The organism is Micromonospora sp. I033, assembly GCF_053890995.1.
Genome location: NZ_JBSSLX010000011.1, coordinates 26208 through 40133 on the forward strand (window position 1 = coordinate 26208; position 13926 = coordinate 40133).

15 protein-coding genes are annotated in these 13926 nt (G+C 73.2%); 9 read left to right on the forward strand and 6 right to left on the reverse strand.

Annotated features, from left to right (window positions below; translation table 11 throughout):
• Positions 1–114: 114 nt before the first annotated feature.
• Positions 115–996, reverse strand: coding sequence for a serine hydrolase (locus tag ACW0Q9_RS03660; RefSeq protein ID WP_456178423.1), 882 nt, complete (start codon positions 994–996; stop codon positions 115–117).
• A gap of 48 nt (positions 997–1044) precedes the next feature.
• Between ACW0Q9_RS03660 and ACW0Q9_RS03665 the strand changes: the two genes are divergently transcribed.
• Positions 1045–2037 carry a LysR family transcriptional regulator gene (locus ACW0Q9_RS03665; protein ID WP_456178424.1) on the forward strand — a complete coding sequence of 331 codons (993 nt, stop codon included), beginning with the start codon at positions 1045–1047 and terminating at the stop codon, positions 2035–2037.
• On the opposite strand, the gene ACW0Q9_RS03670 is transcribed toward ACW0Q9_RS03665, so the two are convergent.
• Entirely contained in the window at positions 2019–2522 is a 504-nt protein-coding gene (locus tag ACW0Q9_RS03670; protein WP_456178425.1) for a hypothetical protein, read from the reverse strand. The genes ACW0Q9_RS03665 and ACW0Q9_RS03670 overlap by 19 nt on opposite strands.
• 294 nt (positions 2523–2816) lie before the next feature.
• On the opposite strand from ACW0Q9_RS03670, the gene ACW0Q9_RS03675 reads away from it, so the two are divergent.
• Positions 2817–3671 (forward strand): aldo/keto reductase, encoded by an 855-nt coding sequence (locus ACW0Q9_RS03675; protein WP_456178426.1) that lies wholly within the window; start codon positions 2817–2819, stop codon positions 3669–3671.
• A 46-nt stretch (positions 3672–3717) separates the two neighbouring features.
• Here ACW0Q9_RS03675 and ACW0Q9_RS03680 read toward each other — a convergent pair whose 3' ends face one another.
• Positions 3718–4554: a helix-turn-helix transcriptional regulator gene (locus tag ACW0Q9_RS03680; protein WP_456178427.1), complete on the reverse strand. Its 837-nt coding sequence runs from the start codon at positions 4552–4554 to the stop codon at positions 3718–3720.
• A 103-nt stretch (positions 4555–4657) separates the two neighbouring features.
• Between ACW0Q9_RS03680 and ACW0Q9_RS03685 the strand changes: the two genes are divergently transcribed.
• The 4 genes from ACW0Q9_RS03685 to ACW0Q9_RS03700 all read left to right on the forward strand — a co-directional run bounded on the left by ACW0Q9_RS03685 (position 4658) and on the right by ACW0Q9_RS03700 (position 7893).
• Positions 4658–5407: an SDR family oxidoreductase gene (locus ACW0Q9_RS03685; protein ID WP_456178428.1), complete on the forward strand. Its 750-nt coding sequence runs from the start codon at positions 4658–4660 to the stop codon at positions 5405–5407.
• Positions 5408–5471: 64 nt separating this feature from the next.
• Positions 5472–6455, forward strand: coding sequence for an aldo/keto reductase (locus ACW0Q9_RS03690; protein ID WP_456178429.1), 984 nt, complete (start codon positions 5472–5474; stop codon positions 6453–6455).
• Positions 6456–6628: 173 nt separating this feature from the next.
• On the forward strand, positions 6629–7705 hold the full coding sequence (locus ACW0Q9_RS03695) for a glycosyltransferase family 2 protein (protein WP_456178430.1): 1077 nt from the start codon (positions 6629–6631) through the stop codon (positions 7703–7705).
• Between the two features lie 17 nt (positions 7706–7722).
• Positions 7723–7893, forward strand: a complete 171-nt coding sequence (locus ACW0Q9_RS03700; protein ID WP_254331976.1) for a hypothetical protein — start codon at positions 7723–7725, stop codon at positions 7891–7893.
• Positions 7894–8044: 151 nt separating this feature from the next.
• Here ACW0Q9_RS03700 and ACW0Q9_RS03705 read toward each other — a convergent pair whose 3' ends face one another.
• On the reverse strand, positions 8045–9589 hold the full coding sequence (locus ACW0Q9_RS03705; RefSeq protein WP_456178431.1) for a hypothetical protein: 1545 nt from the start codon (positions 9587–9589) through the stop codon (positions 8045–8047).
• A 188-nt stretch (positions 9590–9777) separates the two neighbouring features.
• Positions 9778–10284, reverse strand: a complete 507-nt coding sequence (locus ACW0Q9_RS03710) for a GNAT family N-acetyltransferase (RefSeq protein ID WP_456178432.1) — start codon at positions 10282–10284, stop codon at positions 9778–9780.
• Between the two features lie 131 nt (positions 10285–10415).
• Between ACW0Q9_RS03710 and ACW0Q9_RS03715 the strand changes: the two genes are divergently transcribed.
• From ACW0Q9_RS03715 to ACW0Q9_RS03725, 3 genes are read left to right on the forward strand one after another with little or no spacing between them, the layout of a single operon-like run.
• Complete coding sequence (locus ACW0Q9_RS03715) at positions 10416–10970, forward strand: NADPH-dependent FMN reductase (RefSeq protein ID WP_456178433.1); 555 nt, start codon at positions 10416–10418, stop codon at positions 10968–10970.
• A gap of 27 nt (positions 10971–10997) precedes the next feature.
• Complete coding sequence (locus tag ACW0Q9_RS03720; protein ID WP_456178434.1) at positions 10998–12011, forward strand: ATP-binding cassette domain-containing protein; 1014 nt, start codon at positions 10998–11000, stop codon at positions 12009–12011.
• Positions 12008–12862, forward strand: coding sequence for an ABC transporter permease (locus ACW0Q9_RS03725; protein ID WP_456178435.1), 855 nt, complete (start codon positions 12008–12010; stop codon positions 12860–12862). The genes ACW0Q9_RS03720 and ACW0Q9_RS03725 overlap by 4 nt, the downstream gene beginning before the upstream one ends.
• Positions 12863–12916: 54 nt before the next feature.
• On the opposite strand, the gene ACW0Q9_RS03730 is transcribed toward ACW0Q9_RS03725, so the two are convergent.
• Entirely contained in the window at positions 12917–13915 is a 999-nt protein-coding gene (locus ACW0Q9_RS03730) for a hypothetical protein (protein WP_456178436.1), read from the reverse strand.
• Positions 13916–13926: the final 11 nt, after the last annotated feature.

Sequence of the window (13926 nt, forward strand, 5' to 3'; positions counted from 1 at the left end):
CCCCACCACCGGCCGCCCGCCCACGTCCAAGATCGGCCGGCGGCACGGCCGATATGCGCCCGGATATCGCCGCAGGTCATGGCCGGTCAGATCGGGCCGGCCCGGCCGGGAAATTCAGCCGGCGCGCAGGGCCTCGACCGCGGCCCGGGCGGCCTCGCCCATGGCCAGGTCCACGTCGATCCGGCGGGTGCTGAGCCGCTCGGTGCGGGCGAAGACGGCCACCGCGTACCGGCCGCCGTCGGGATACTCGACGACCCCGGCCTCCAGGTGCAGACCGGGCAGGGTGCCGGTCTTCCCGGCGACCCGGACGCCCGGCGGGAAGCCGGCGGCGAGCCGGGTCCAGAACAGCTGCCGGGCCATCAGCTCGCGGACCATCGCGCAGGCGACCGGCGGCCCGGCCTCGTCCCGCCAGATCAGGCCGAGCAGCCGGGTCATCTCCCGGGCCGTGCTGGAGGTGGTGTGTGCCGGGTCGAAGACCCGCATGGCCCGGACCCGCTCCGGCGGCAGGGTCGGGAAGATCCGGGCGAAGTCGGCCTCGGTGCGGGCCCCCACGTCGGCGAGCATCGTCTCGACCAGCTGCCGGGGGCCGCCGACGATCCGGGTACGCGGCAGGTCCAGCTCGGCGGCGAGCATCGGCAGCACGTCCGGGCCGACCCGGCGCAGCAGCAGGTCGGCGGCCGTGTTGTCGCTGACCGACATGGCGAAGTAGGCCAGGTCGCGCAGGGACACCTCGACGTCGTCGGCGCAGCCGGCGACGCCCCAGCCGCCGAGCCGGTCACCGGCGCCGACCAGCACCCGCTCCACCGGGTCGAGCTGGCCGGCGACGACCTGCCGGGCGAACTCCAGCGCGAGCAGGATCTTGAACACCGAGGCGATCACCACCTGCTCGTCGGCGCGCAGCGCCACCTCCCGCCCCGGCGCGTCGACGTCCACGGCGTGCAGGCTGCCGCCGATCCCGGCCCGCTGGAAGATGTCCCCGATCCGCTCCGCGCTCACCCCGACACGCTAGCCAGCGGCGATCACCGCGGGCGTAGGGTGCCCGTCGTGGACCTGCTGCGACACCTGCGGCACTTCGTGGTGGTGGCCCGGGAGCTGCACTTCGGCCGGGCGGCCGAGGTGCTGGGCATGGCGCAGCCGCCGCTGAGCCAGTCGATCCAGCGGTTGGAACGCGAGCTGGGCGCCACCCTCTTCGACCGGTCGCAGCGGCAGGTCCGGCTCACCACGGCCGGCCAGCTCCTGCTCGGCGAGGCCGACGAGCTGCTCGCCGGGGAGCGCCGGCTGCGCAACCTGGTCGACCAGGTACGCCGGGGCGCGCTCGGCGTGCTGCGCGCCGGCGTACCCCCGGAGACCCCGGCCGTGACGCTGCGCGCGCTGCTCGACGGGCTCGCCGCCCGGGCGCCCGGGATCGACCTGGACCTGCACGAGCTGACCAGCGCGGAGCAGGGGCGGATGCTGGCCGAGGGGCGGCTCGACGTGGGCCTGCTGCACCACCCGGTGGAGGAGGCGGGGCTGCGCTTCGGCCCGGCCGTGGACGCGCCGGTCGGGGTGCTGCTGCCCCGGGCCGCCCCGGCGGCCCGGGCCCGCGAGGTGGAGCTGGCCGACCTGGCCGGCCTGGACCTGATCACCGCACCGCCGGCCACCGCGCCCGGCTGGCACGGGCACCTGCTGGCGATCTGCCGCCGTTACGGTTTCTCACCCGCCCGGGTCCGGCCCGCCCGCAACCCGGAGTTCCTGTTCGGGCTGCTGCTGGCCGGCGGCGCGGTCGCCCTGGAACCGGAGTCGGTGGCCCGCCGCGAGCCGCGGGTCGCCTGGCGGCCGCTGGTCGGAGCCCCGCTGGTCAAGCGCACGTCGGCGGCCTGGCCGGCCCGGGCGGGGCACCCGGCGGCCCCGATGTTCGGGCAGCTGGCGGCCGAGGTGCTGGCCGTCACGGAGCCGCCACCGGCGACAGTGGCACTCGCGTCCGCCGACCGGCCCTGGCCGGTCCTCTTCGAGGCCGGCCAGGGCGGGCGGAGCGTGGGTCAGCAGCCGCAGGTGTAGTAGAGGATGTCCCAGTGGTTGCCCTCCTTCGTGTAGAGGTTGCCGGAGGGAGCGCGGTACTGGTAGCCGAAGCCGGATATGTAGCCGACGTAGGTGTAGGCGGCGGAGATGTAGTTCTGGATGCAGGTGCTCAGGGCGATGTCCACCTTGTAGCCGTTCCAGTGGCTGTAGGTGCCGCTCGCGTGGCCGACCTCGGTGCCGGCGGTGATGGTGATGGCGCAGCCGCTGGCGCGCTTGAAGGTGATGATGCCGTCGATGGTGGCCTGGCGGATGCCCTCGAAGGAGGTGCAGGTGGAGACGTAGCGGTCGCTGCAGTTGCCGCTGGAGGTCCAGGAGATGCCGGCGGCGCGCAGTTGCGAGGTGGCGCTGGAGTGGCTGATCGCCCAGGCCGGCGCGGCCAGGCCGAGGGCGGCGCCGACGGTGACGGCGGTGGCGGCGAGCAGGGTGAGCAGGCGACGGCGGAGACCGTTTCGGATGGACGACATGACGCTCCCGTTCGGGTGGTGTTGGAATCTTGCAGATTGATGAAACTAATTGCAGGATTCTTGCAAGCATTGATGCCCACCGATATGTGTCCGCCACACACAGCCTGAGCGCGAACTGATGTGCGCCGCCGACCTTGCGCCACCGGCACCGACGTGCCCGCCAGGGTGGCGGCGCAGATCACCCGGCGGCGGCCGTGACGAGCCGGGTCGAGCGGGTAGAGAACCCGGGTGGCAGGCCCGGAGCCGCGCGTGGAAGCGTTCCCGGGCACCCGGACGATCGGAGATGAGGCTTCCATGGCCCCGAACAGCGTTCCCGACATCTCGCTCAACGACGGCAACACCATCCCGCAGCTCGGCTTCGGGGTCTTCCAGATCGACCCGAAGGACACCGCGCAGGCCGTCAGCACCGCGCTCGAGATCGGCTACCGGCACATCGACACCGCCGAGATGTACGGCAACGAGGCCGAGGTCGGGCAGGCGGTGCGCACCTCCGGGCTGGACCGCGGCGAGGTGTTCGTCACCAGCAAGCTGAACAACGCCTTCCACCGCCCGGACGACGCCCGCAGGGCGTTCGAGTCGACTCTCGCGGAGCTGAAGTTCGACTACCTCGACCTGTTCCTCATCCACTGGCCGCTGCCGACGCTCTACGACGGCGACTTCGTCTCCACCTGGCGGGTGCTGGAGGAGTTCCAGCGCGACGGCCGGGCGCGGTCGATCGGCGTCTCCAACTTCCAGGTGGCCCACCTGGAGCGGCTGGCCGCCGAGGCGCAGATCGTGCCGGCGGTCAACCAGATCGAGGTGCACCCGTACTTCGGCAACGAGGAGGTGCGCGCGTACGGGAAGGCGCACAACATCCTCACCGAGGCGTGGTCGCCGATCGCCCAGGGCAAGGTGCTGGACGACCCGACCATCGTCGACATCGCCGAGGAGGCCGGCCGGACCCCGGCGCAGGTGGTGCTGCGCTGGCACGTGCAGCGCGGCGACATCGTCTTCCCGAAGTCGACCACGCCGAGCCGGATCGAGGAGAACTTCCGGATCTTCGACTTCGAGCTGGACGACGCGACCATGGACCGGATCAACGGGCTGAACAAGGGCGAGCCGGGCCGGCAGGGACCGAACCCGGACACCTTCGACTACGTGCCGGAATGAGCCGCCGCGCGACCGGGGCCCGGCCGCCGGGCCCCCGGTCGCAACTTCAGGAGTCGACCCGCGCGGCGACCCGGCGGAACGCGGCCTCGGTCGGCGACCCCGGCGCGGCGACGTAGACGATCAGCCGCTGGTCGGTCTCCGGCACGTGCAGCACCCGGCACTCGAACTCCAGCGGGCCCAGCTCCGGGTGGGCGACCCGCTTGACCGTCGGGCGCCGCTCCCCCACCTCGTGCTCGGCCCAGAGCGCGGCGAACCGCGGGGAGAGCCCGAGCAGCTCGGTGACCAGCGCGGCCAGCGCCGGGTCGGCCGGGTAACGGCCGTACGCGGCCCGCAGGTCGGCCACCGTGGTCCGGGCGAAACGCAGCACCTCCGGGTCGGCCCAGTGCGACTCGGGCACGGTCCGGCCGAACATCCAGCGGACCATGCTCCGCTCGCCCGCCGGCACCGCCGACAGGTCGCCGACGAACCAGGCGGCCAGCCGGTTCCAGGCCAGAATCTCGTACGCGGCGTCGACCAGGTAGGCGGGCGTCTCCGACATCGCGTCGAGCAGGTGCCGCATCCCGGGCGGCACCTCCCGGGACGGGCCGGTCGCGTCCCGCGGGCAGTCCCCGGCGACCTGGAACAGGTACACCCGCTCGTCCCGGCTGAGCAGCAGCGCCCGGGCCAGCGCCGCGAGCACCTGCCGGGACGGATGTGGGCCGCGCCCCTGCTCCAGCCGGATGTAGTAGTCGATGGACATGCCCGCGAGCTGGGCGACCTCCTGGCGGCGCAGGCCCGGCGTGCGGCGGCGTACCCCCTCGGGGAGGCCGACCTCGGCGGGGCGCAACCGGGCGCGGCGGGTGCGCAGGAAGTTCGCCAGTTCGTCGCGGCGCAGCGTGCTCATGCCCCCCAGCCTGCCGCAACGCCGGCGGGCGAGGGTGGTACCGCCGGTACCAGCCTCGGCGGGCCTCTCCCGCCGGCCCGCGACCGGCGGCAGCCTCGACCGCATGACGACGACGATCGCCCTGATCACCGGGGCCAACAAGGGAATCGGCCTGGCCACCGCCCGGCAGCTCGGCGCGCGCGGGATGACCGTGCTGGTCGGGGCGCGCGACGCCGCGCGCGGCCGGGAGGCGGCCGACAAACTGCGCGCCGAGGGGGTGGACGCCCGCTTCGTGCCGCTGGACGTCACCGACGCGGCGTCGGTCGCCGCCGCGGCCGAGCTGGTCGAGCGGGAGTACGGCCACCTGGACGTGCTGGTCAACAACGCCGGCATCATCCGGGCCGACGGCGCCGGGCTGCCCACCGACACCACCCTGGACACGCTGCGCGAGGTGTACGAGACCAACGTGTTCGGCGTGGTCGCGGTGACCAACGCGCTGCTGCCGCTGCTGCGCCGGGCGCCGGCCGCCCGGATCGTCAACGTCTCCAGCGAGGTCGGCTCGATCGCCGTGATGACCGACCCGGAGGGCGCCCTGTTCGCGCTGACCTCGATCCCCTACCCGTCCTCGAAGACGGCGCTCAACATGATCACCGCCATGTACGCCAAGGAGCTGCGGGACACCCCGATCAAGGTGAACGCGGCCAACCCCGGCTACTGCGCCACCGACCTCAACCACCACAGCGGCTTCCGCACCGCCGAGGAGGGCGCGGAGGTCAGCGTGCACCTGGCGACCCTGCCAGCCGACGGGCCGAGCGGCCTGCTCTGGGGCTACCAGATGGACGCCGGCGGCGGCTACGGGGTGCTGCCCTGGTGAAGGTTTGACTTCGCGCGCACTCGAAGGTGGAGGGTGGGGGCCACCGTCTGACGGGGAGGACTCCATGCGTTACCGCACCATCGGCACCGACCCGGCCACCCGCCGCGAGGTCAGCGTGCTCAGCCTCGGCGCGATGCTCTTCGGCACCGCCACGGACGAGGCCACCTCGTACGCCATCCTCGACCGGTACGTCGAGGCCGGCGGCACCTTCATCGACACCTCCGACAACTACGCGTTCTGGCAGAACGGGGGCCAGGGCGGGGAGAGCGAGGAGCTGCTCGGCCGCTGGCGGCGCAGCCGGGGCGTCGGCCGCGAGGTGGTCATCGCCACCAAGCTCGGTGCCCGCCCCCTCGCCCCGGGCACCAGCTACGTGGACAACGCCGAGGGGCTGTCGGCCAAGGTGATCCGCGAGTCGGCCGAGCGCAGCCGGGAACGGCTCGGCGTGGACCGGCTCGACCTGCTCTACGCGCACATCGAGGACCGGACCGTGCCGCTGGAGGAGACGGTCCAGGGCTTCGCGGAGCTGGTCGCCGAGGGCACCGTCGGCCTGTTGGGCGCGAGCAACCACCGCGCCTGGCGGGTCGAGCGGGCCCGGGCCGTCGCCGCCGCGGCCGGCCTGCCCGGGTACGAGGTGCTCCAGTACCACCGCAGCTACCTGCCCCGGCGGCTGGACCTGCCGGGCGAGCTGGACCCGGACGGCGACGTGGGCGCGGTCGGCCCGGACCTGGCCAGCTACCTGCGGGCCGAGCCGCAGCTCACCCTGGTGGCGTACTCGCCGCTGCTCAAGGGCGCGTACGCGAAGCCGGAACGCCTCGGCGAGGAGTACGCCCTGCCGAGCACCCCGGCCCGGCTGGCGGCGCTGCGCGCGGTGGCCGACGAGACCGGGGCGACGGTCAACCAGGTGGTGCTCGCCTGGCTGCTGGGCGGGGACGTGCCGGCGATCCCGCTGGTCGGCTTCTCCTCGGTGGCGCAACTGGAGGAGAGTCTCGCGGCGGTCGACCTGGAGCTGACCCCGGAGCAGCGGACCCGGCTGGACGTGGCTCGCTAGGCGCGTAGCGAATCTCCACCGTTCAGCGCATTTCGGCTGGCCGTCCGCCTGCCGGGTGCGGCCCAAAATTGAGTATCACTCCCGACATTGTCTCTCGTTGGACCAATTGACTGTCCAGCGACGGGAAACGGGGCCCAGACACCGATGTGGACGATCTCACGGGCGACTGCCCCATGAGCACTTATCACCACAAGCGGGTCTTCGCGGTGGTGCCCGCCTACAACGAGGCGGGCACCATCGCCGACACCATCCGCGCCCTCCAGGCGCAGACCCGGCCGGTGGACCGGCTGGTCGTGGTGCCGAACAACTGCTCCGACGACACGGCCGCGGTCGCGCGGGCGGCCGGGGCCGAGGTGTGGGAGATGCCCGGTCGGAACCCGCACAAGAAGGCGGGCGCCCTCAACTGGGCCATCAACCTGCTGCTGCCGCAACTCCACGACCAGGACATGCTGCTGGTCACGGACGCGGACAGCATCCTCGCGCCCGGCGCGGTCGCCGCCGCCGTCCGCGGACTGGAGCGCCGGCGCGTCGGCGCGGTCTGCGCCGACTACCGGCTGGACCGCCAACCCCGGCTGCTGGACATCCTGCAGGGCAACGAGTACGCCCGCTTCTCCCGCTGGGTCTGGCGCAAGGGCGGCCACGCCGTCGTCCTGTCCGGGGTGGCCACCCTCTTCCCCGTCCCGGTGGTCCGGCGGATCCTGGCCGCCCGCGCCGTCGGTGACCTGCCCGGCTATCGGGGCGAGTTCTACCACCGCGACCCGGCCACCGAGGACATCGAGATGACGTTCGCGGTCCGTTCGCTGGGCTACCGCCCCCGGGTCGCCCCCGGATTCGAGGCCGTCACCGACTCCATGCCGACCATCCAGGCCCTCGTCACCCAGCGGGTCCGCTGGCAGCGCGGCATGCTCGACTCACTGCGCCTGTACGGCTTCCGCTGGTGGAATGCCGGCAACTGGCTGCGGCAGCTCGGCATCTACGCCACGTCGCTCCTCGTTCCGATCTACCTGGCCAGCCTGATCGCGGGGTGGTTCCTGATCGGTTTCGTCCCGTGGGACCCCCGTTGGCTCGCGCTCACCGCCGTGTTCGTGCTCGAACGCGCGCTGACCGTCCGCCGGCAGGGCCGGTGGGCACTGCTCACCGCCGCCGCACTGCTCCCCGAGTGGTGCTACGAGCAGGTCAGGTCGTTCGCCTACTGGCGAGCACTTGCCGAGACCGTGCGCGGAAGCGACCGCGTATGGATCAATTCCTGAAAAGAAAGGCACTCAACATGTACCAGCGTGGATGCGCCGCGGCCGCCGCCGGCTGCTCGGCCTCTCTGCCCGTCACCGGCGTCAGCATCACGTGGTCGCTGGTGGCCGGGGCGACGCTCCTGATCGCCGGCACGGCCCTGCTCCGGCTCGCCCCGAGCATCCGGAGCCGTAAGGCCCGCGCCAGCTGATCCGTCCTCCCGCGGCGCGGCGGGCCCTGGTCTCGTCGGGCAGCCCGACGGTGAACAGGCGCCCGCTGCGCGGGCCCGGCCGTACGCGGCCCGCTGACGCCGATCCTGGTCGGGCGTACCTCGGCACACCCGACCAGGACCATCGGCCCGCTCAGGCCGCCGGGGTCCGGCTCACCCGGAGGTCGAGCGTCAGCGTGCCGGTGGCCGGGACCCTGACCCGCTTCGCCCCGGCGGGGTCGGCAACGCCGTCGTACCAGCCGGCGTAGCTGGCGAACCCACCCCACTGCCAGGCGACGGTGACGGCCTGCCGGCCAAGCACCCGCACCTCGTACCGGCCGTCGTAGTCCCACACCGACCCGACCACCTCGCCGGTCCCGGCGTTGTGGAAGGTCAGCGTCGCGCTGACCGGGCGTCCCTCGGGGTCGGTCAGCCCACCGGTCACGAGGGTGCCGCGCTTCAGTGCCGGGCTGTAGGCCGTGCTGCGACCGGCCCGGACGGTCACCGTACTCGCCTCACCCCGGGTGGCGACCCCGCCCGACCACTGGAGGGCGTGGTCGGATGTGGTGAACAAGAGCGGCCAGCGGTAGGGGCCGAGCCAGTCGATCCGGTAGGTGCCCTGACCGTCCAGGTAGGTGCCCCAGCTGAGGTAGGACAGGCCCGAGGAGTGGGCGAGGGAGACCTCGCCCGAGGTGACCGGCGCACCGGTGGCGGCGCTGGTCACCGTGCCGGTGATGACCCCGGCCCGGTCGAGGCGGATCGGCGGAACGGTGACGGTCCGGCCGGCGGCGAGGGTGACGGTGCCGGCCCTCGCCGGGTCGCCCGTGCCGCCGGTGGCGCCGACCCACTGCGCCCCGTACGGCGAGCCGCCGGTCGGACGGACGAAGAGGTTCCAGGAACCGGCCTCGACGTTGTCGAGCCGGAGGCGCCCCGTGCTGTCGGAGCAGGCCAGCGGGCCGACGCTGGGCAGTTCTCCGGTGCCGGCCGGCGCGACCGTCGCGCACGCTCCCGCGACCGGCGCCCCGGTTGCGGCGTCGACCACCGTCGTCTCGACGTGGGCGGCGGGCGTCAGATCGACGACCGCGGCGGCGGGGTCGCCCTCGGTCACGTTCACCATGGCGTCGGTGGCCAGGTGGTTGCCGTCCTCGGTGTAGACCCGGATCGTCTGCGGGCCGGGGACGAGCCGGGGAATGGTGATCTCGGTGTCGTCGCAGTTGCCGCCGCGGCCGTCGGCGTACGCGCAGACCCGGGTGATCGGCGCGCCCGTGATCGCGTCCCGCGCCCGCACGGTGATCGGGCTCGGCGGGAGCAGCCGCTCGGCGACCTCCGTCGTGCCCCCCGCGGTCACGCGGAACGCCTCGGCCTGGGCGTAACCGGTCTTCCCGGGCACCCATTGCCGGAGCCCATCGTCCGGCAGGTCGGGGTCGTAGTAGGCCGGGGTGATCAGAATCTTGTAGTCGTTGGCCGGCACCTCCACGCTGAGCTGCCCGGACTCGTCGAGCACCAGGTAGTTGCCGTAGCTGTCGTCGGTGGCCGCCACCTGGACGCTGCCCCGGGCGGGCGCGCCGTCCGGCTGGCTCACGGCGAGCCGGAGGGTTCCGACATCCTGCTCCTGGGCGGCGGAGGCGGCGGTGGCCGGTAAGGCGGCGGCCAGCGCCGCGACGGTGAGCGTGGCGAGACTTCGACGTGCGATGGACACAGGGGTCCCCTCTCCGGTCGGTACGCGACGGGGACCCGCGTGGCAGCAGACGAGACACGCTCCCCCGTGCGTCATGTGCCGCCGGCAGCGTATGGCGACCGGCAGGTCACCGACTGTCGGCGACCCGGCACCCGACGACGGGTGGCGCACCCCCTGTGCGAAGACGCAAATCGGTCGAGCCCGCCCGGTCACCCTTCTCTCGTCAGCGCGATGCGCCAGTCGTTCGACCGCATGAGGTGCCCCGGCGGGTACTCGAACTCCGTCTCGCCGAGCAGCGTGAACCCGGCCTTGCGGCACACCGCGTTCGACGCCGGATGGTCCACCGACGGGTAGGCGTGCGCGAAGCGCCGGTCGCCGTGCGCCGCGGCCTCCGCGATCAGCGCCCGCACCGCCGCGCTCGCCAGCCCCCGCCCCTGGTACGCCGGCAGGATCGCCCAGCCCATCTCGTAGACCGGCTCGCCGCGCCACTCCCGCGCCCAGTAGCCGACGCTGCCCACCTTCGTCCCGTCGGGCAGCCCGACGGTGAACATGTGCCCGCTGCGCGGGCCCGGGCCGCGCAGGTAGCGCTCGTGCCGGGCGAGCACCTGCTCGTCGGTCTCCGGGCCACCGGTGTGCGCCCGTACCTCCGGCGCGTTGAGCTGCCGCAGCAGCGCCAGATCGTCGGCGCTCCACCGCGCGAGGCGTACCTCGGTCATGCCGTCCCCCTTGGTTCCGGCACCGATTGAAGCAGCCACCCCCGACACGCGTCCGCCAGATCGGATCTGGCGGGCCGCCGGGCGGCGTCTGGCGCCTGCGGGATGAGGCCCGACACCAACGGGAGGGGAGCATGACGCCGTTGCGGCTCGCCGTGATCATCGGCAGCACCCGGGAGGGGCGGATCGGCGACCGGATCGGTCGCTGGTTCGCCGCACAGGCGCGGCAGCGCGAAGAGCTGGCGCTGACCGTGCTCGACCTGGCCGGATACGACTTCCCGGCCAGCCTGCCCGCCGAGCCGACACCGGCGATGCGGTCGTTCGCCCAGGAGGTGAACCGCGCGGAGGCGTTCGTCGTGGTCACCCCCGAGTACAACCACAGCTTCCCGGCCTCGTTGAAACAGGCGATCGACTACGCCTACGACGAGTGGCAGGCCAAGCCGGTCGGGTTCGTGTCCTACGGCTGCCGGTCGGTCGGCCTGCACGCGGTCGACCAGCTGCGGACCGTGTTCACCGCCCTGCACGCGATGACCGTGCGGGACACCGTCGGCGTCGACCTGCTCGACGGCGAGCCCACGGGGCGGGTCGAGGAGCAACTCCGGCAGGACGCCCGGGTGCTCCTCGACGAGCTCTGCTGGTGGGGCCTGGCGCTGCGCGAGGGCCGCGCGGCGCGACCGTACGTCTCCTGAGAACACCGACGAAGAGAGGTAGTGATCATGAGTAACCGGAACACCGGCCCGGCCGTCGAGGCCGACGGCCTGGTCCGGTCGTTCGGCTCGACCCGAGCGCTCGACGGCCTGGACCTCCAGGTCCCCGCCGGCACCGTCTACGGGCTGCTCGGGCCGAACGGCGCCGGCAAGACCACCGCGGTGCGGGTGCTGGCCACGCTGTTGCGTCCGGACGGCGGGCGGGCCCGGGTGTTCGGGCACGACGTCGTCACCGAGGCGGACGCGGTCCGCGCCCGGGTCAGCCTGACCGGCCAGTACGCCTCGCTCGACGAGGACCTGACCGGTGCGGAGAACCTGGTCCTGCTGGGCCGGCTGCTCGGCCTGGGCCGGCCGGCGGCCCGGCAGCGGGCCGACCGCCTGCTCGCCGCGTTCGGGCTGACCGAGGCGGCCGGCCGGCAGGTGAAGAAGTACTCGGGCGGGATGCGGCGGCGGATCGACATCGCGGCGAGCATCCTCAACACCCCGGACCTGCTCTTCCTGGACGAGCCGACCACCGGGCTGGACCCGCGCAGCCGCAACCAGGTGTGGGAGATCATCCGGGCGGTGGTCGCGCACGGCACCACGGTGCTGCTGACCACGCAGTACCTGGACGAGGCCGACCAGCTCGCCGGCCGGATCGCGGTGGTCGACCACGGCCGGGTGATCGCGGAGGGCACCCCGGGCGAGCTGAAGTCGTCGGTCGGTTCCGGCACCGTCCACGTACGACTGCGCGACGCCGGCGAGCGGCCGCGGGCCGAGCAGGTGCTGCGGGTGGCGCTGGGCGTGCCGGTGCAGCCGGAGGCGGACCCGGTGGTGCTCACCGCCCGGGTCGGCGAGGACGGCACCGACCTGGAGGCCGGCGAGCAGGCCGCGCGGGCCCTCGGTGAGCTGGCCCGGGCCGGCATCGTGGTGGACGACTTCTCCCTCGGCCAGCCCAGCCTGGACGAGGTGTTCCTGGCCCTGACCGACCACCCCGCCGTGTCGACGGACGAGCGGGACGACGAACTGGAGGCGGCCCGATGAGCGACACCGCGACCACGACCGGGCGGCCCCCGTCCGTCTACGTGCCCTCCGCCGAGGCGCTGGCGACGGTCCTCGCCCCGGGCGAGCGGCCGCCGAGGCCGGGCGCGCTGTCGGCGTCGCTGACCTTCGGCTGGCGGGCGATGCTGAAGATCAAGCACGTGCCGGAGCAGCTCTTCGACGTGACCGCGTTCCCGATCATCATGGTGCTGATGTTCACCTACCTGTTCGGCGGCGCGCTCGCCGACAGCCCGCGGGACTACCTGCAGTTCTTCCTGCCGGGCATCATGGTGACCAGCGTCGTGATGATCACCATGTACACCGGCGTCGGGCTGAACAACGACATCGAGAAGGGCGTCTTCGACCGGATCCGCACCCTGCCGGTCTGGCGGCCGGCCGCGCTGGTCGGCATGATCTTCGGCGACGTGCTGCGCTACGTGCTCGCCGCGCTGGTGATCCTCGGCGTGGGTCTGGTGCTCGGGTTCCGGCCCGCCGGCGGGCCGCTCGGGGTGCTCGCCGGCATCGGCCTGCTGGTGGTCTTCTCGTTCGCGTTCTCCTGGGTCTGGACGTTCTTCGGCCTGGTGCTGCGCAGCGAGAAGTCGGTGATGGGGGTCAGCATGATGGTGCTGTTCCCGCTGACCTTCCTGAGCAACGTCTTCGTCGACCCGGCCACCATGCCGGGCTGGCTCCAGGCGTTCGTCAAGGCCAACCCGGTCACCCACCTGGTGGCGGCCGTACGCGCCGCGATGGGCGGGTCGACGGACGCCACGAACACCATGTGGCTGCTGTTGTGGAGCGCCGGGTTCGTGGTCGTCTTCGGCACGCTGACCATGTACCGCTACAACCGCCGCTGAACCGACGGGACGACGGGGGTGTCGCCGCCGCGACACCCCCGTCGTCGTCCCGCCCTACCGGACGCGGTTCGCCCACTGCCAGTTGTGCACGAATCCGTGCTTGACACCGCCGAAGAAGTACGCCCACACGGGGCTCGTGGCGTACGGGCCGATCTCGTCGAACATGGCCTTCGCCTCGTCCCGGCGGTCGGACAGCGAGTAGGCGAGGGCGAGCCAGTTGCGGCACACCATCGCGTCGCCGTGCCGGGGCGGGCCGGCCGCTCGCCACTTCGCCGCGCAGGCGTCGTACTCCTGGCGCACCTCCGGGCGCTGGAAGTACCGGCGGCAGGCCAGCACCCCTTCCGGGGTGGGGGTGCCCCAGTTGAACTCGCGCATCGCGTATTCGAAGTGCGCGAACAGGGGAAGCAGCGTGACCGCCGTCCCGGGCGGGGCGGCGGCCGCGGTGGCCCGGGCCAGGCCGAACATCTCCTCGTGCGAGCCGTACCACTTCTCGCAGAGGAAGCTCACCGCCGCCAGGTGGACCCCCAGGTTGAACGGGTCACGGCGCCGCGCCTCGGTGAACGCCTGGTGGAACTCCGCCTGCCGCGACCGGCCGTCGGAGAACATCGCCCACAGCACGTCGATCCACGGCACCGGATCGTGGGGCGCGAGGGCGATGGCCCGGCGCGCGGCGACCGCGGCCTGGGCCGACAGCTCGGCGAACCCCTGGAACTGCTCCTGAGTCGTCTGGCTGGCCGGGGCTGAACCCCGCGCCCGGCCCGCTCGTTCCGCGAGCGTGGCGGCGAGGAGGACGGCGGCGGTCGGATCGTCGGGAGCGGACACCAGCCAGGCGTCCAGCCACGTGTCGTCGGCGGCGGCGTCGCTGAGGACGGAGACCCGGCGGGCGCGGCGTTCCCAGTCGGAGCCGGCGGCCTCGATCACGTCGCGGGCGGCACGCCAGTCGGCGGACGCCTTGTCCCGCGCGGCACGCAGCTCCAGGTCGTCGAGGGCTCGGTCCAGGTCGACGGCCGGCTCGACCGGCCGCTGACCACGGCTGAAGAGGTTCCGGAACATCGAGGGAGCAT